This is a genomic window from Streptomyces beijiangensis (genome assembly GCF_017315755.1).
GTDB classification, from domain to species: Bacteria; Actinomycetota; Actinomycetes; order Streptomycetales; family Streptomycetaceae; genus Streptomyces; species Streptomyces beijiangensis.
This window is the reverse complement of record NZ_JAFLRJ010000283.1, coordinates 1-18,153: the sequence shown is the minus strand read 5'-3', so window position 1 is coordinate 18,153 and position 18,153 is coordinate 1. Positions and strand designations below refer to the sequence as shown.

The window sequence follows — 18,153 nt, the reverse complement described above, 5'->3', positions numbered from 1 at the left end:
CCTCTCCTCCGTAAAGGACCTTCGTCATGAGCAAGTCATCGATCCGCCGTGCCTGCGCGGCTCTCGCCGCCGCCACCTCGCTCGCCCTGGCCGTCACCGCCTGCGGCGGCACCACCAAGGACGACGCCAAGGACACGGGCGGCTCGGGTGCCGCCGCAGGTAAGGCCGACCCGGGCGCGGCCACCAAGAAGGGTCTGACCGTCGGCTTCCTGCCCAAGCAGGTCAACAACCCGTACTTCACCTCGGCCGACAAGGGCGGCGAGAAGGCGCTCAAGGAGCTGGGCTCCAGCTACAAGGAGACCGGTCCCAGCACCGCCACCGACACCAGCGGGCAGGTCAGTTACGTCAACACCCTGACCCAGCAGCAGGTCGACGCGATGGCCGTCTCCGCCCAGGATCCCGGCGCCCTGTGCACCGCGCTCAAGCAGGCGATGAAGAACAAGATCAAGGTCGTCACCTACGACTCCGACACCAAGACCGACTGCCGCAACGCCTTCGTCTCGCAGGCCAGTTCCGAGGACCTGGGCCGCACCGAGGTGCAGCTCCTCGCCGAACAGATCGGCTACAAGGGCGAGATCGCGATCCTCTCCGCCGCACAGACCGCGACGAACCAGAACGCCTGGATCGACTTCATGAAGGAGGAGCTGAAGGACCCGAAGTACAAGAACATCAAGCTGGTGAAGGTCGCGTACGGCAACGACGACGCCCAGCAGTCCTTCCAGCAGACCCAGGGCCTCCTCCAGGAGCACCCGAAGCTGGCCGGGATCATCTCTCCGACCACCGTCGGCATCAAGGCCGCCGCGCAGTACCTGTCGGGTTCGAAGTACAAGGGCAAGGTCAAGCTGACCGGCCTCGGCACCCCGAACGACATGCGCAAGTACGTCAAGAACGGCACCGTCGAGGCGTTCGAGCTGTGGGACCCGGCGAAGCTGGGCGAGCTGGCCGCGCGTACGGCCGTCGCACTGTCCTCGGGGCAGATCACCGGCAAGGAGGGCGAGTCCTTCAAGGCCGGCGCCATGGGCAGCTTCACCATCGGCAAGGACGGCGTGATCAACCTCGGCAAGCCGACCGTCTTCAACGCGAAGAACATCGACCAGTTCAATTTCTGATCCGCCCGCCTTGCCCCACCGTCTCCCTGGAGGTTCTCGCCCGATGGCCCAGTCGGTGGGTATCAAGGACGTCGCCCGCGCGGCCGGAGTGTCCGTCGGCACGGTCTCGAACGTCATCAACCGGCCGGAGGCGGTCGCCGCCAGGACCCGCGCCCGTGTGCTGTCCGCCATCGACCGGCTCGGCTACGTCCGCAGCGAGTCGGCGCGCCAGCTGCGGGCCGGGCACAGCCGGATCATGGGCCTGCTCGTCCTCGACATGGGCAACCCGTTCTTCGTGGACGTGGCGCGCGGCGCGGAGCGCGCCGCGCGGGAGGCCGGGCTCGGTGTGATGGTCTGCAACAGCGCGCAGAGCGCGGACGAGGAGGCCGAGTACCTCGCGCACTTCGCGGAGCAGCGGGTACGCGGCGTACTGCTGACGCCCGCCGACGCGACCGGGCGCAACATCGAGGCGTTCCGCCGCCACGGCATCCCGTTCGTGCTGGTCGACCGGGTTTCCGACGACACCACCGAGTGCTCGGTCTCGGTCGACGACGTGCTGGGCGGTGCGCTGGCCGTACGGCATCTCGTCGACGCCGGCCACCGCTCCCTCGCGTACGTGAGCGGGCCGCCGAGCCTCAACCAGGTCAGGGACCGCAGGACGGGTGCGCTCAAGGCGCTCTCCGCCGCGGGGCTCGGCCCCGACGCGCTGCGGGAGCTGCCGACCGAACGCCTCGACGTCGCCTCCGGCCGTGACGCGGGAGCCCGGCTGCTGGGACTTTCCAGACGCCCGACGGCGGTGTTCTGCGCCAACGATCTGCTCGCCCTCGGAGTCCTGCAGGCCATGTTCGCGGCAGGAGTGGACGTCCCCGGCGAGCTCGCGATCGTCGGTTATGACGACATCGAGTTCGCGGCCGCCGCGGCCATCCCGCTCACCTCTGTACGGCAGCCGGCCGTCACGCTGGGCGCCCTGGCCGCCGAACTCCTGCTGGCGGAGACCGAGACCGAGACCGGGGACGGGCAGCCTCACGAACACCGCAGGGTCATCCTCAAGCCGGAACTCGTGGTCCGCCGCTCCAGCCTCGTACCGCGCTGAAGTCCCTCTCGGCGGGTCATTGAACTGAAAGGGTTCAATTCAAGCCTGTCGCACCCGAGTTGAGTGTGCCGCAGCCATACCTGCTGGTCGCCTGGCGGCACTTGAGAAATTCCGCGCACGCTCATTGACGCACGCCTCGTGCGCCACCTACGTTCACCGCTGTGAATCGATTCACCTTCTCTCACTAGGGGCCGTTGTGATCAGTAGAAGGAACATCCTGGCGGGCGCAGCGGTCACGGTGGGCGCCGTGGCCGCCGGAGCCGGACAGGCCGTCGCCGCACCCGGATCCGCCGCTGCCGAGAAGCACGAAGGCGCGAGCGCTCTGCGGTTCACCACACCGACAGCGGAGTACGTCCAGCAGCCTCTGGGGCTGGACGCGGCCCACCCGCGGCTGAGCTGGCCGATGGCCTCCGACGCGCCGGGCCAGCTGCAGAGCGCCTATCAGCTGCGGGTCGCGTCGACCGCCGCCGGCCTCTCGCACCCGGACGTGTGGGACAGCGGCAAGGTCGTCTCCGCGGATTCCGTACTCGTCCCGTACGCGGGTCCTCAACTCAAGCCGCGCACCCGCTACTTCTGGACGGTGCGCGTCTGGGACGCCGCAGGCGGTGTGTCCGGATGGAGCACGCCGACCTGGTGGGAGACGGGTCTGATGAACCAGTCCCAGTGGACCGCCGAGTGGATATCCGCTCCCACGGTCCTCACGGACGCCCCCTCCCTGGAGGGCGGTTCGTGGATCTGGTTCCCCGAGGGCGATCCGGCGAACAGTGCTCCCGCCGCCACCCGCTGGTTCCGCCACGCCCTGGACCTTCCGGCCGGGATCACCGCGGCCGTACTCGCCATCAGTGCGGACAACGTCTACACCGTCAACCTCAACGGCACGGAGATCGCGCGCACGGACCTGGCGACCGACAACGACAGCTGGCGCCGGCCCGCCGTCATCGACGTCGCCGCACAACTGCGCACCGGCAAGAACATCCTGGCCGTATCGGCGACCAACGCCACGGTCGGCGCCGCGGGTCTGATCGCCACCCTGGTCGTCACCACGGCAGCCGGCGAGCAGAAGTACTTCACCGACGCCTCGTGGAAGTCGACGGACACCGAGCCCTCCGCGGCCTGGCGCGATCAGGACTTCGACGACACCGCCTGGCCGGCGGCGAAGGTGGCAGCCCCCTGGGGCGGCGGACCGTGGGGCCGCCTCGTCGCGGCCTCCTTCGCGGCTAACCAGCTGCGCCATGAATTCCGGCTGCCGCGCAAGAAGGTCGCCAGGGCGCGTCTGTACGCGACAGCGCTCGGCCTGTACGAGACCCACATCAACGGCCGCCGCGTGGGGCGGGACCAGCTCGCCCCCGGCTGGACCGACTACCGCAAGCGCGTGCAGTACCAGACCTACGACGTCACCGGACTGCTCCGCTCCGGCGCCAACGCCCTGGGTGCCTATGTCGCTCCCGGCTGGTATGCGGGCAACGTCGGCATGTTCGGCCCGCACCAGTACGGCGAACGCCCTTCGCTCCTCGCGCAGTTGGAGATCGACTACACCGACGGTACGAGCGAGCGCATCACCTCGGGAACCGACTGGCGTGCCACATCGGGACCGATCGTCTCCGCCGACCTGATGTCCGGCGAGAACTACGACGCGCGCAAGGAGACGGCCGGGTGGACCTCACCCGGCTTCGACGACCGGTCCTGGCTCGCGGTGCGTGGCTCTGACAACGATGTCCCCGGCGAAATCATCGCTCAGGTGGACGGGCCCGTGCGGATCGCGAAGGAACTTCCCGTACAGAAGATCACCCAGCCCGCACCGGGCGTCTTCGTCTTCGACCTCGGGCAGAACATGGTCGGCTCGGTGCGGCTCCGCGTCACGGGCAAGGCAGGGGACTCCGTACGGCTGCGGCACGCGGAGGTTCTCAACCCCGACGGCACGATCTACACCACGAACCTGCGCACGGCCGCCGCGACCGACACGTACACGCTCAAGGGCGGGGGAGAGGAGACCTACGAACCGCGCTTCACCTCCCACGGGTTCCGTTACGTCGAACTGACCGGCTTCCCCGGCACCCCCACGGCGAAAGCGGTGACGGGGCGGGTCATGCACACCTCCGCGCCGTTCACGTTCGAGTTCGAGACGAACGTCCCGATGCTCAACAAGCTGCACAGCAACATCACTTGGGGGCAGCGCGGCAACTTCGTCTCCGTCCCGACGGACACACCCGCCCGCGACGAGCGGCTCGGCTGGACCGGCGACATCAACGTCTTCGCGCCCACCGCCTCCTACACGATGGAGTCGGCCCGCTTCCTCACCAAGTGGCTGGTCGACCTGCGCGACGGCCAGACCGCGGACGGCGCGTTCACCGACGTGGCCCCCATGGTCGGCACCGTCGGCAACGGCGTCGCGGGCTGGGGCGACGCGGGCGTCACCGTCCCCTGGGCGCTCTACCAGGCGTACGGCGACAGGAAGGTCATCGCCGACGCCTGGCCGTCGGTCCAGGCCTGGCTGCGCTACCTGGAGAAGAACAGCGACGGCCTGCTGCGGCCGGCCGGCGGGTACGGCGACTGGCTCAACGTCTCGGACGAGACGCCCAAGGACGTCATCGCGACGGCGTATTTCGCGCACAGCGCCGACCTCGCGGCCCAGATGGCCACGGCGCTCGGCGAGGACGCCGCCCCGTACACCGGTCTCCTCGACCGGGTGCGCACGGCCTTCCAGAACGCGTACGTCACGGCCGACGGCAGGGTGAAGGGAGACACGCAGACGGCGTACGTCCTCGCGCTCTCCATGAAGCTGGTGCCCGACGCGCTCAGGAAGGCGGGCGCCGACCGTCTCGTCGCCCTCATCGAGGCGAAGGACTGGCACCTGTCGACCGGCTTCCTCGGCACCCCGCGGCTGCTGCCCGTCCTCACCGACACCGGCCACACCGATGTCGCGTACCGGCTGCTCCACCAGCGCACCTTCCCGAGCTGGGGCTACCAGATCGACAAGGGCGCGACGACGATGTGGGAGCGCTGGGACTCCATCAAGCCCGACGGCACCTTCCAGGACGCGGGGATGAACTCCTTCAACCACTACGCGTACGGCTCGGTGGGTGAGTGGATGTACACCAACATCGCGGGGATCGCCGCCGGCCGGGAGGGTTACCGGCAGATCGTCGTCCGGCCCCGTCCGGGCGGACAGGTCACCTCCGCGAGCGCCAGGTTCGCCTCCCTGTACGGTCCCGTGACCACCCAGTGGCAGCAGAAGCCGGGCAGTTTCGTACTGGAGTGCACCGTGCCGCCCAACACCACCGCCGAGGTGTGGGTGCCCACGGACCGCCCTGACCGGGTGAAGGGCACGCAGGCCGAGCCGGTACGGACCGAGGACGGCTGCGCCGTGTTCGAGGTGGGCTCGGGAGCCCACCGCTTCACCGCCTGACGGACAGGTGGTCCGCCCTCCGGATACCCAGGGGCCGGAGGGCGGACCACCGCTTGCTGTCCCGTCCGCTCAGCTGGGGAACATCCCCGCTGTCGCGTTGACCCAGGTGCCCGTGATGGAGACGCCTCCGTCGGATGCCAGGAACGTGGCCAGCGCGGCGATGTCGGCGATCCGCGGGGAACGCTTGGTCATGCGCAGGCTGTCGAGGTGACCACGAATTCCCTGTACGGCGGCCTCGTCCATGGCGGGGGCGCCTGCGGCGGACAGCTTCTCCGGGGTGAGGCTGTCGGTGACACCGGCCGTCCAGATGCCGCAGACGCGGACACCGGTCGGGCCGAGCTCCTGGGCGAACTGGCGGATCAGTGCGTCGGTCGCGCCGTCGGCCGAGGCCGTGCCGCCCATCATGGGACTGCCGTTGCCCGACGCGCTGTCCAGGGCCAGGATCACGCCCGAGCCCTGCGCGGTCATCCGGCGGGCCGCGGCCCGTGCGGTGATGAACTGGCAGGCGATGCCCCGCACGACGGGCCGGGTGTAGTCCTCGACCGACATGTCGGTCAGCGGGATGCCCTGGAGGTCCCCGCGCGGTACGAGGTTGAAGGAGATGTCGAACCGTCCGGCCCGCTCGACGACCGACGCGGCATGAGCTTCGACGGCCTCCTCGTCACGGGCGTCCAGCACGTCGTACTCGGCGCCGACCGCGGAAGCGACCTTCTTGAGCGTGGCCTCCGTACGGCCGGCGAGGAAGACCCGGGCTCCCGCTTCCACGTACGCCTTCGCGACGCCCGCGCCCAGTGAACCCGCTCCGCCGTAGATGACCGCGACCTTGTCCTGCAGCATGTTTCTCGTCTCCCTGGGTGGGGGCGCCGTGTGCACCCGTCACCCATAGGACGGCGCGCGGACGGAAACTCATCGCGGCACCACCGTCACAGCGTCATCGGCAGCCCGAACGCCGGGAACAGATGGGGCTCGAACGTGGTGATCTCGGCGATCCGCCCGCCCTCGACGCGCAGCACATCGATCAGCTGGGCGCGGTGGACACTGGTTCCCGGGCGCCGCAGATAGCCGGCCACCGCGGGCTGCCCGTTGGCGTGCACCGGGAGGTGCCGCCAGTGCCCGGCGAACATCGGCGACGCGGGATCCAGATTGGGCCGGACGAACGCGAAGAGCGCCTCGCGGCTGGTGAACCAGAAGGGGTTCGGCGGCATGGTGAGCACCACGTCCTCACACACCAGCTCCACCATGGCGTCGATGTCGGCGTTGGCGGCCGCGTCCATGTAGCGGCGCAGAAGCGCCAACTCGTCGGTGCTCGCCCGGCTCGCCGACCAGTCCTCGCGCCGGTCCGGGAGCGCCTCGCGCAGGGCTGATCTGCCGCGCTGTACGGCGCTGTTGGCCGAGGCGAGAGTGGATTCCAGCAGGTCGGCCGTCTCCTGGGCGGACCAGCCCGCGACATCCCGCAGGATGACCGCTGCTCTCTGCCGGGGCGGAAGCTGCTGGATCGCGGTGAGGAAGACGAGTTCGAGGGTCTCGCTCGCCACAGCCTGTTCGTCCGGTTCGTGCAGGGGCGCCTCGGCCTCCGGAAGCTGGTCGTCGGGGAAGGGCTGGAGCCACGGGAGCCGTGCTGGTGGCGGTCTGTCGCCGGAGTCCATACCGGGGACGGGTTCGTAGACGGTCGGACGCCGGTTGTGCTTGCGCAGGAAGTCGAGGCACACATGGGTGGCGATCTTGTAGAGCCACGCCCGGGGGTTGCCGATGTCCTCCAGCGTGTCCCTGGCCCGCCAGGCCCGCAGAAAGGTCTCCTGGGTGAGGTCCTCGGCCTCGTCGTACGACCCGAGCAGCCGGTAGCAGTGGACCCTCAGCTCATCGGTGTGTGCCTCGACGAGCGTGGAGAGCGCGCCGTCGTCGGGATTCGTCACACGGTGGGGCGTGACGCTTTCCGCAGGTTCCGCGGCGGTGTCTTCCTGACGCGCCTGCCGGGCGAAGCGCCGTAACTGCGCGAACCGGGGCGCCAGGGCCTCCACATCGGCATGGAACGTGACTGCGGGATCCGGCCGCAGCTGCCGTAAACGGGCCCCGATATCGCTGATCAGCTCACCGACAGGTGCCCCGGAGGGCTGTCTCCGCACCCGGTAGGCGCGCTGCCGGCACGCCTGTGAACAGTACGTCGCGGCCCGCCCCGGCCTGCCGCCGCGGTCGATGGGACGCCCGCAGACCTCACACTTCGCCGTCATGCCGGACACGCTAGGGCCTCAGGCCGAGCGGGGGCTGCCTTCTCCCGCAGTTGACGGTACGGCCGGAGCTCTTCCTTCATTGACACGTGTCATTTAGGCTCCGTCGGCGCGAACCAGAGCCCTGTCGCAGGCCGTTCATTTCCGTATCGGATACGCGAGGAGACCGAGTCCATTGAAAACACGCGTGAGCCGAAAGGCCACCGCCGTCGCGGCCGCCGCGAGCACACTCCTGCTCGCCATGACCGCCCTCGCACAGGCGCAGCCCGCCAGTTCGGACGGCACGCGCCCCCGCGCTGCCGGTTCCGTGGCCACTGCGCCGCTCGCCGGCTTTCGCATTCTGCTCAGCAATGACGATTCCATGCAGATGGCACGCCCCAACGCCTCCGACGGCAAGGGTTTGTACGAGGTGAGGCGCGCGCTGTGCGCGGCCGGGGCGGACGTCGTCGTCATCGCGCCCTGGGCCAACCAGAGCGGTGCGGGCACCGGTTCCACCAGTGGAGGCCAACTGACCGTAGAGCGAAGAACCGCGCTGCCACCCGGCTACGCGCACGACTGCTCCGGCGCGCCCGCCGAAGGCGCGGTCTACGGGGTGTGCAAGGGGGCGTCGCCGTGCGGTCCGGCCTCGCAGAGCGCCACACCCGCCGACACCGTACGCCTCGCGCTCGGCGGCGGGTTAGCGGCGAAGACAGGCTGGACGGATGGCCCGGGCCTGGTCGTCTCCGGTGCCAACTACGGTCAGAACGTCGCCTCGGTGGTCAATGACTCGGGCACGGTGGGTGCCGCGCTCGCCGCGATCGAGGAGGGGGTGCCGGCGGTCGCGCTCAGCAGTTCCTACGACCCGACCGTGACGACCTCCCTGGAGGTCGCGGACCGTACCTACCGCGAGACCGGAGAGTTCGCCGCGGACTTCATCGGACAGCTCCGGCGGCGCGACCTGCTGAGGCCGGACTTCGTGGTGAACGTCAACTACCCGTATCTGCCCCAGGGGCAGCGTCCCCGGGGCACGGCCTGGACCTCCGTGGGAACACAGAAGCTCGTGAAGAGCGTCTACGCGGGCAGCGGCAACACCTTCACGATCGGAAGCGCTCTCTGTGATCCGGCGACGGAGGGCTGCCGCCCCGAGACGAAGCGCGACGCCGACTTCGCCACGCTCCAACGGGGGTACGTCACGGTGACCCCGGTGGGACCGGACCGTACGTACACCGGAGTACGGGACGCGCGGCTCGCGGCCTACGTGAGAACCCACCGCTGACAGCGGCGGGGGAGCGGAGTGCGGCGTCCGCACTCCGCTCCCTCCTCCCGAGGCGGTTACCCGGCGCGGACGACCGTCAGCGTGTGGGTCCCCGGCCCGAGATCCGCGACCAGGATGTGCCCGCCGTCCGGACGCACGCCCCGCGTCATGCCCCGGTCGCCGTCCCACAGGGTGCGGCGGCCGTCGCGTACGACCACACGGTGACCACCGGTCGGCACCGCGACCGCTCCCCGGGTGGACCGGGGGACGCGTACGGTCACCGTGAACGTGTTCTTCTCATTCGTCCACTCCACACCCAACGGACCGTGGGGTGTGGGCAGTTGACCCTGCGCCCAGGCGACGGAAGCCGGGTTGGGGCGGACCTCCCACGTGGCATAGCCGGGCGAGGTCGGCTTCGCGCCCAGAAGCTGATGGGTCAGCGCGGGCAGGACACCGGTCGACCAGCCGTGCGCCATGCTCGTGTACGCGTCCTCGTACAGCGAGCCGTTCGGGCCGATGCCCTCCCAGTTCGTGATGCCGGGGTCATGGCTGTCCATCCACCCGTACGTGCGCCTGATCTGGTCGAGGGCCGACTCGGCGCGGCCGCTGTCGAAGCGCGCCACGATCTCCGGGTACGAGGTGAACGCGTAGACCCGCTGCGACGCACCTCCGAAGATCGTGTCGTTGTCCATGAAGGCGTTGCCGTAACGGAGTTGGGTCGTCCTGTCGCGGTGGTCGAGCGCGGAGCCGGCCCGCTCGCTGCCGGCGATGCCCGAGGTGATGGCGATGGAGTTGCCGTCCTGCGCGTGCCGGACCGGACCCGTCGCGGAGTCCAGATAGGCGCCCGCCGCTTCGTCCCACAGATAGGTGTTGACGGCCTTGGCAACGTTGTCAGCCCGTGCCGACCATCGCTTGGCATCACCTTCGTTGCCCAGCCAAGTGGCCAGGGAAGCGGCGTCGTTGAGTGCCTGCACATAGTTGGCGTTGTAGTAGGTGATGCGGCCCGTGCGGTTGAGGAAGGCGTAGTCGCCGTACCCGCCGGTGCCGTTGAGCCCCTTGCTGAGCAGGCCCGCGTCGTCGGTGACGCTCGGGTACCAGGTGTCGAGGACCTTGAGGAGCTGCGGGTAGTAGCGGCTCGCGTAGGCGCGGTCGCCCGTGTAGAGCACATAGTCCCAGCTGCACGTCACCCACCAGAGCGGATAGTCGAACAGCGGCAGCGTGTAGTTGTTGATGGACGCCGGGGGGATCCAGCCGTCCGCGCGCTGGTGGTCGGCGAGGTCGGCAAGGACGTTGCGGGCGGCCTCGGCGGTGTCGTCGTGGGTGAGGTAGAGCGTACGGGCCGAGACCGCCAGGTCACCGACGTACGGGTCGCGGTCGCGCTTGGCGCCGTCCTGGAGCACCAGCTTGCCCTCCAGCGACTCGCTCCACGCGTTGCGCGGATCGACGTCGTCACGGCGGAAGGTGTCGGTCACCAACTCATTGGTGTACGCGGCTCCGTACCAATAGCGGTTCAGATCGTCGTCGGAGCAGAGGAACCAGCCGCGGAAGGTGTCCGGCGTGCCGAGGTACGCGGTGAACTCCAGGGACACCGAGTCGATGGAGACCGTGCCCCACGGCAGGGCGGCCGGCGCGTCGGTGTCGAGTGCGTCGAGAGTGATCTTCAGATACCGGAAGCCGTGCAGGCCGTCCGCGAACACCTTGTCCCCGGCCTGGAAGCCCTTGACGTCCTTCCAGTCGGCGCCCTTGGCGGGCACCGCGAACTGGTCGGTGCCCCGGCCCGTACCGCCCGCCTGGTCGGCGCGGGTGAAGTCGGATCGGTCGGTGAGGAACTGCCGGGTCTCGGAGAAGGCGAGGCGGACACCCGGGCTGTTGTCCGAGGCCGAGGTGAACTTCACCCTCGGGTATCCGACGACCACCTTGCCGAAGTCGATGGTCACGCTCGGCGCCTCGACGGGCTCCAGGGGCTCGGGCCACACCTCGTTGACACGGGTGAAGGCGCCCTTCGGCGAATCCTGGTCGGCTGTGACGGTGATGCGCACCTTGGCCGTGGAGACGGGGGCGTCGAACGGAACCGCACGCTGGACGGCACTGTTCTTGGTGACGGACGCCGTCTGCTTCCAGGCCCCGTCCTGCCAGGTCTCGACGGTGAAGTCCTCCGGCACGCCGTCGCTGTTGGAGATCAGCGTCAGTCCCGGCAGAGCGCGGGCCTCGGGCAGCGTGATGGTGAGGATGTCGGGGAAGGCGGCCGAGGTGTCGTCATTCCAGAAGGTGTCCGGGTCGCCGTCGATGGCGTTGTCGGCTACGTACGTACGCGGCTTGCCGTCGTTGCCCTGGTTGCCGGCGTGCGCGGATGAGGCCTCGGCTGTTGTGCCCGCGGGCCACTTGGGCGACTCGGGCGGCTTCGGCCGGTTCAGGACGGTGACGCCGCCGCCCGGCTTCAACAGGGCGTCGGGTCGCGTCACTCGACCTGTCGTGCCGAGGGTCTTCACGGGCCTGACGGTCGTGCTGGACGGCGCCTGTACGTAGCGGTGCCAGGCGTCCTTCCCGAGGTGCGGCGCCGCGCTCGTACCGGCCGCGGCAGGGCCCGCGCCGAAGAGCGAGAGGCCGGTCGTCGACAGTGCGACGGTACCGAGTCCCGCTGCCATCACGGCACGCCGATTCGGTCCGGATTCTGGTGCCTGGCCATGGTTCCCGCTCGACGGCATAGCGCGCTCTTCCCTTCATCGGAAGCTGGTGAAACGTCTGGTGAAACGTTTCATTCCCTACGAACGGAGGCGACGCTACACGAGCACCGAGATGGCGTACAGAGATCGCACAAGGCCTCGGTCCGGCGGGGCGCGGGTGTGCCGCCCCGCCGGACCCTCGCGGACTAGCCGGGCTGCCGCGCCGTACCGGTCAGGGCGTCGCGCACGGCGACGGCCTGCTCCACCGGGTTGCCCGAAGGGTTCACCGGATAGGTGTCCCGCTGGTGGTTCCAGGCGTTCTCCACGGCGAACCAGTCGATGGGGACAGGCGCCTGACTGGTGGTCAGCGCGGTGTCGAGCGACGCGAGGTATCGCGTCCAGCGCACCGTGTAGAAGCCGGAGACCAGCCCCGACCATTCGCGGTTGGCGTAGTCGTGCAGGCCCCCGGAATCGCTGCCGGAGCGGTCGCCCCACGTGGTGAGGACCGACCGGGCGTCGAACTCGGCCGCGGCCCGCTCCCCGTCGGTGGTTCCCCTGGCCCTGGCGTCACGGAGCCAGGGCCCCAGCAGGAACCGGCTGTCCGTAGCGAGCAGCTTGTCCAGCAGAGCGAGTTCGCTCTGCCACTCGCCTGCCAGCCGCCGGAAGGAGGCGAGGTCCTTGCTGTCGTACGCGGCCTTGATCTGCGGGAGCAGGACACGGCTCCGGTTGGCAAGGGCCTGCCGGGCCACGTCCACCACATCGAAACGGTAGGCGTCGGTGGTCCGCAACCCCGGTGCGACCTGCAGAAGTTCGTCCAGAGCCCGCTGCACGGTGCTCGCGTCGTAACGCATGGAGTCCGGGCTCCAGCTGGCCGCCGAGCTCACCGTCAGGCTCGGGCGGGCGGTGAAGAGGCTGTCCTGCGACTCGCTCCAGGTGCCGGCCGGTGTGCTGTACGGACCGCTGCGCAACAGCTCCCACGCCTTCGCGGCGTGCGGGTCGGCACCTCCGTAACGGCGTTCGGCGTACGCGGCGAACCACGCGCTCTGGTCCATAGGGCCCGTGCGCCAAGCCAGTTCGGTGAACAGCTCGTAGGCGACCGGATTGCCGCCGGTCCCCTCCGGCAGATAGGCGATGCCCCGGAGCGCACTGTCGGGCTTCGTACGCCACTGGTCGAACCGGCTGGTCCACACAGCGGTGTTGGCGCCCATGGTGGTGTGGCCGCCGAAGTTGGGGATCGTGCCGAACGCGTACGGCGCCCCGTGCCACGCCGCCTCGCGGTCGAGCCCGTTGTAGCGGTCGGCCAGACCGTCCACGATGAACAGCTTGCTCTTGTCGACCGCGTCGATGATCTGCGTGGACGGGTTGCTCTGCCAGCCGAGCAGGACCCAGGTGGCGCCCGGACGGGCGGTCTGCAGAGCGGCCATCACGGCTTTCGCCGCATCGCCGATGGGTACGTCGCCCGGGCGGCCCCCTTCGTGCAGCAGATCCATCTTGTACATCGTGGAGTCGCCGAACAGCTGACGCTGGTGGCGGTAGAACGATGCGGCGACCTGCGGGAACATCGCGCTGCGCGGATCGAGCCAGTCGGGCCGGCCGAAGCCCACCCAGTCGCCCTGCGGGACCACAGGGCCGGTGGGGTTCTTGGCGGTGAACCCGGGCGGCACGGTGCCGAAGTAGCCGGGCAGCACCGGCGTCATGCCGAGCTGCCGGAGCCGGTCGGCGATCCTCCGCCCGAGCGCGGCGCGGTCCGCCAGCAGCCTGTCCGTGACCGGGCCGCCGAAGCCCGACATGTTCTGCATCAGCCACCACGGCTGGTGCGAGGGCCCGGGGATCCAGGACCGCAGCTCGTCCTTCGAGTACCCGAACTCCCGCAGCGTCGCGTAGTACGCGGCGTCCGCGCCCATCTGCACGAAGACCTCGTTGGCGCCGTGCAGCGCGAGGAGGTCGATCTGCTTCTCGTACGAGGCCCAGCCGCGGTAGGCGCCGGAGTACCCGTCGTCGGTGTCATTGAGGGCGAAGCGGTGCGGCACCGAGGCTTCCTGCCGGACGGTCCCGGCGGGCGCGGGAAGAACGGCGGGCAGCCTGGAGGTGCTGGTGCCCGGCCATCCGATGTCGACCTTCGCCGTGTACTTCAGGTACCAGTTGACGCCGCTGAGGATGACCGCCGGGCTGGTGCCTTCGATACGGATCCTCCCCGCGCGGCCCGAGACGGTGAAGTAGTCGCCCGATGCCGGGCGGCCGACCGGAACGAGGGTGAACTGGGAGGTGTGGTGGGGCAGCAGCCGGGCGAGGGTCGCCCTGGCCGCTCCGGGTGCGAAGGCGGGTGGCGCGGCGGAGGCGCCGGGCAGGAAGGAGGACGGGCCGCCCAGCAGCGTGGCGACCACGGCAAGGGCGGTGGCCGCGCAGGCGGCGGCCCAGAATCTGAGGCTTCTCACTGATTACCTCGCCCGATCGGGGGATAGTAACGGAGCGTTCGTTAATATGAGGGTCGCCGCCACGCCCGTCAAGTAGCCGTACCCACGGGGAAGTTGGGCCGGATGGGTAAAGTGCCCGCGACCACCAGTGGCAAAGGGGCTGAGGCGCATGCCGGTCGGGAGAACGGCGGCAACAGGACCGCACGTCCTGCGGCAGATGAACGTCGCTGCCGTCCTGTCGGCGTTGCGCGAGGCCGGCACCGCCGGCGTCAGCGGCCTTGCCTCCTCGACCGGCCTTTCGCGCCCCGCCGTGACCAGGGCTCTCGCCGGGCTGCGCGACCGCGGCCTGGTGGAGTTCACCGCGGCGGGCGGCACCCAGCAGCACGGGCGACCCGCCCAGTACGCGAGGTTCCGCGCGGAGGCCGGCCACATAGCCGGGATCGACATCGGCGCCCGCAAGGTCCTGGTGATGATCGCGGACCTCGCGGGCCAGGTCCTGACCACGCGCCGCGCCACGGTGCGCGCGGGCGCCGCGGGGCCCGAGGTGTTCGACACCGTACGGAGCGCGCTGACCGATGCCGCGGCCGAGGCGGGCGTACGCCTGTCCGGGCTGTGGGCCGTCAGCGTCGGCACCCCCGGCATCGTCGACCGGAGCCGTGGCGAGGTCCTGCTCGCGCCGAGCATCCCCGGCTGGGCCGGACTGCCGGTCGTACCGCTGCTGCGCGAGTGGCTGCACTGCCCGGTGTCCATCGACAACGACGTCAACCTCGCGGTTCTCGGTGAACGCTGGCAAGGGGTCGCGGCCGACGCCGACAGCCTGGTGTTCGTGCAGTGGGGCCGCCGTATCGGCACCGGAATCATCATCAACGGGATGCCCTATCGCGGAAGTTCCGGTGCGGCCGGCGAACTGGGGTTCATCGACCTCACCACCGGCCTCGACAGCACCCCGCGCTCCCGCCCCGCCGACGGCACGGGACCGTTCGAGCGGCTGGTCGGTGCGGCCGCCATACGCGGGCTCGCGCTGCGCGCCGGTGCGCCGGCCGGGAGCGGAGAGGACGACATCGCACCGCTCTTCGAAGCGGCCGCGGCGGGCGACCGGGCCGCCGCCGAGGTGGTGGAACTGGTGGCCGCCCGCTTCGCCCGCGGACTGTCGGCACTGCTCCTGCTGCTAGACCCCGGCCGGGTCGTGATCGGCGGAGGGGTCACACGCGCGGGGGACACCCTCCTGGAACCGGTGCGCCGGCATCTCGCCCTCCACACCCTGACACCCGTGCAGGTCAGCGCCTCGACCCTGGGGGAGCGGGCCGTCGCGATCGGAGCGGTGCGCCACGCACTCGACGTGGCGGAAGAGCGGATGATGACGCCCCCGGCAGGCTGACGACTGGGCCGATCGGAGCACATGGCGTCCCTCCCAAGGGGCGGGGCGCGGTGCGGGACAGCACGCTGGAACCCCGCCGCGGCCCGATGCGACCGGCCGTGGCAGTCGTTCCAGGAGGGATGCTTCCGTGGGCAGTACGCAGCCACCGCACACCCCCCAGCCGGTGCTGGCCGGGACGAGCAGGGCCGCGGTGTTCCTGGTGTTCACCGTCGACCACGGCGGGGAGGAAGCGGCACGCGAGCTCCTCGCCGACCTGTCCGGGCTGGTGCGTGCGGTCGGTTTCCGTGTGCCGGACGACCGCCTGTCCTGTGTGGCGGGTATCGGCTCCCTCGCCTGGGACCGCCTCTTCGACGGCCCCAGGCCTGCCGAGCTGCACCCTCTCGAACCGCTGCAGGGCGCCCGCCACCGGGCTCCTTCCACCCCCGGCGACCTGCTGTTCCACATCCGGGCACGCCACACGGACCTCTGCTTCGAGCTGGCGGCACTGATCACCCGCCGACTGGAAGGCCGTGCCCGCATCGTCGACGAGACCCAGGGATTCAGCTACTTCGACCAGCGCGACGTGCTCGGCTTCGTGGACGGCACGGAGAATCCCGAGGGCGCACGTGCCGGACGGGCGGTGTTCGTCGGGGAGGAGGACGCCGCGTTCGCCGGGGGCAGCTATGTGATCGTCCAGAAGTACCTGCACAACCTCGACCAGTGGGACACGCTCCCGGCGGAGGAACAGGAACGTGTCGTCGGCCGTACGAAGTCCGACGATATCGAGCTGGCGGAGGACGCCCAGCCGGCCGACTCCCACGTCGCCCTGAACAAGGTCGAGGACGCCGAAGGCGAAGAGCAGCCGATCGTCCGCGCCAACATGCCCTTCGGGTCTCTGACGCGCGGCGAGTACGGAACGTACTTCATCGGGTACTGCCGGACCCCGGCCGTCACCGAGCAGATGCTCCGCAACATGTTCCTCGGCACGCCGGACGCCACCCACGACCGGATCCTGGACTTCTCCACCGCGACCACGGGATCCCTGTTCTACGTGCCCAGCACGGACTTCCTCGACGACCCGCCCGCGCCTTCCGGCGCTCCTGCCGTCTTCGAGGCGCCCGCCGCCGGCCCCCGGCCCGAGGACACCTCGCTCGGCATCGGCAGCCTCAAGGTCCCCGCCGCCATGACCGCCACTTCACCGAAAGTCCTGTGAACCCCATGGACAATCTGCACCGCGACCTGGCACCCATCAGCACGAGCGCCTGGAACGAGATCGAGGACGAGGTCCGCCGTACGTTCGTCCTGCACCTCGCGGGCCGGCGTGTCGTCGACGTCGACGAGCCGGGCGGCCCGGCACTCGCCGCCGTCGGTTCAGGCCACCTCAGGCCGATCGCCGCTCCGACCCCGAGCGTCGAGGCGCGCACCCACCAGTCGCACCCCGCCATCGAACTGCGCGTGCCGTTCACACTGGAACGCGAAGCCGTCGACAACGTGGAGTACGGCGCCCAGGACAGCGACTGGCACCCCGCGCAGGAGGCCGCCCGCACCATGGCCCTCACCGAGGACCGGATCATCTTCGAGGGCTGGGCCGAAGCGGGCATCGACGGCATCAGGAGCGCGTCGAGCAACAGCCCCCTGCCGCTGGCCGCGGACGTGGCCGAATATCCCGACAGCGTCAGCCGGGCCATGACGGCTCTGCGCCTCGCCGGGGTCGACGGTCCTTACGCCCTGCTTCTGGGCGCCGACGCGTACACCGCGGTCAACGAGACCTCGGACCACGGCTATCCCGTACGGGAACATCTCGCCCGTGTGCTGTCCGGTCCCATCGTGTGGGCCCCCGCCATCAAGGGCGGCGCGGTCGTGTCCACCCGGGGCGGAGACTTCGAGCTGCATCTCGGACAGGATCTCTCCGTGGGATACCTCACCCACGACGCGACCACCATCCAGCTCTACCTGCAGCAGAGCCTCACCTTCAGCCTCCACACGCCGGAAGCCGGGATCGCGCTCACCGTCTGACAGATGACTGAGCGGGTTACGGGACCGGTCGGCCCGTAACCCGCCCACGCCTCAGGAGTGATCTCCTGCGGCAATTCCCGGGACTTAGAGGACCCCGGACTCCGCGATGACGACCTTCGCCTTGGTGGAACCGGACCGCGAGCCGAGCTTCTCGATCTGCTGGACCAGGTCGAAGCCCTCTACGACCTCGCCGAAGACGACGTGCTTACCGTCGAGCCACGGGGTCTCCACGGTCGTGATGAAGAACTGCGAGCCGTTGCTGTTCGGGCCGGAGTTGGCCATCGAGAGCAGGCCCGGACGGGTGTGCTTGTGGGTGAAGTTCTCGTCGGCGAACTTCGGGCCGTAGATGCTCTTGCCGCCGGTGCCGTCGCCGCGCGTGAAGTCGCCGCCCTGGAGCATGAACTCCGGGATGACCCGGTGGAAGGCCGAACCGGCGTATCCGTAGCCGTGCTCCCCGGTGGCCAGCTCGCGGAAGTTCTGCGCGGTCTTGGGTACGACGTCGTCGTACAGCTTGAAGACGATGTCCCCGGCCGGCTGGTCATCGATGTTGATACGGAAGAAAATGTTGTTGGTCATAGGCGCCATCTTGCCGGAAGAATGTCCGCTCGCGCGCCTCGGGGCCCTGTAGCCGGAATCTACGGCCGGGTGATCACCCGG

Annotated in this window: 12 protein-coding genes; 7 read left to right on the top strand and 5 right to left on the bottom strand. The window is 69.8% G+C overall.

The features are described from left to right. Positions 1-26: 26 nt before the first annotated feature. From rhaS to J0695_RS27090, 3 genes are all read left to right on the top strand, one after another. Positions 27-1,109, top strand: a complete 1,083-nt coding sequence (gene rhaS, locus J0695_RS27100) for a rhamnose ABC transporter substrate-binding protein (RefSeq protein ID WP_206966240.1) — start codon at positions 27-29, stop codon at positions 1,107-1,109. A 43-nt stretch (positions 1,110-1,152) separates the two neighbouring features. After that, entirely contained in the window at positions 1,153-2,181 is a 1,029-nt protein-coding gene (locus J0695_RS27095; RefSeq protein WP_206966238.1) for a LacI family DNA-binding transcriptional regulator, read from the top strand. A 196-nt stretch (positions 2,182-2,377) separates the two neighbouring features. Continuing rightward, positions 2,378-5,587, top strand: coding sequence for an alpha-L-rhamnosidase (locus J0695_RS27090; RefSeq protein ID WP_206966236.1), 3,210 nt, complete (start codon positions 2,378-2,380; stop codon positions 5,585-5,587). Positions 5,588-5,656: 69 nt separating this feature from the next. On the opposite strand, the gene J0695_RS27085 is transcribed toward J0695_RS27090, so the two are convergent. Continuing rightward, positions 5,657-6,424, bottom strand: a complete 768-nt coding sequence (locus tag J0695_RS27085) for an SDR family NAD(P)-dependent oxidoreductase (RefSeq protein WP_206966234.1) — start codon at positions 6,422-6,424, stop codon at positions 5,657-5,659. Between the two features lie 86 nt (positions 6,425-6,510). Beyond that, positions 6,511-7,500 (bottom strand): RNA polymerase subunit sigma-70, encoded by a 990-nt coding sequence (locus tag J0695_RS27080; protein WP_307798777.1) that lies wholly within the window; start codon positions 7,498-7,500, stop codon positions 6,511-6,513. A gap of 499 nt (positions 7,501-7,999) precedes the next feature. Between J0695_RS27080 and surE the strand changes: the two genes are divergently transcribed. Next, positions 8,000-9,067 (top strand): 5'/3'-nucleotidase SurE, encoded by a 1,068-nt coding sequence (gene surE, locus J0695_RS27075; RefSeq protein WP_206966230.1) that lies wholly within the window; start codon positions 8,000-8,002, stop codon positions 9,065-9,067. 56 nt (positions 9,068-9,123) lie between these two features. Here surE and J0695_RS27070 read toward each other — a convergent pair whose 3' ends face one another. Then, positions 9,124-11,691: an alpha-L-rhamnosidase-related protein gene (locus J0695_RS27070; RefSeq protein ID WP_242553242.1), complete on the bottom strand. Its 2,568-nt coding sequence runs from the start codon at positions 11,689-11,691 to the stop codon at positions 9,124-9,126. A 224-nt stretch (positions 11,692-11,915) separates the two neighbouring features. Beyond that, a complete protein-coding gene (locus J0695_RS27065) occupies positions 11,916-14,144 on the bottom strand; it encodes an alpha-N-acetylglucosaminidase (protein WP_206966226.1) in 2,229 nt (742 codons plus the stop codon). A gap of 148 nt (positions 14,145-14,292) precedes the next feature. On the opposite strand from J0695_RS27065, the gene J0695_RS27060 reads away from it, so the two are divergent. From J0695_RS27060 to J0695_RS27050, 3 genes are all read left to right on the top strand, one after another. Then, positions 14,293-15,501, top strand: a complete 1,209-nt coding sequence (locus J0695_RS27060; protein ID WP_206966224.1) for an ROK family transcriptional regulator — start codon at positions 14,293-14,295, stop codon at positions 15,499-15,501. Between the two features lie 127 nt (positions 15,502-15,628). Beyond that, the gene (locus J0695_RS27055) at positions 15,629-16,693 is read left to right on the top strand and encodes a Dyp-type peroxidase (RefSeq protein ID WP_307798776.1); all 1,065 of its coding nucleotides are present in this window, start codon (positions 15,629-15,631) and stop codon (positions 16,691-16,693) included. A 5-nt stretch (positions 16,694-16,698) separates the two neighbouring features. Beyond that, positions 16,699-17,496, top strand: a complete 798-nt coding sequence (locus tag J0695_RS27050; protein ID WP_206966222.1) for a family 1 encapsulin nanocompartment shell protein — start codon at positions 16,699-16,701, stop codon at positions 17,494-17,496. Positions 17,497-17,580: 84 nt separating this feature from the next. Here J0695_RS27050 and J0695_RS27045 read toward each other — a convergent pair whose 3' ends face one another. Further along, positions 17,581-18,072: a peptidylprolyl isomerase gene (locus tag J0695_RS27045; RefSeq protein ID WP_206966220.1), complete on the bottom strand. Its 492-nt coding sequence runs from the start codon at positions 18,070-18,072 to the stop codon at positions 17,581-17,583. Positions 18,073-18,153 lie beyond the last annotated feature (81 nt).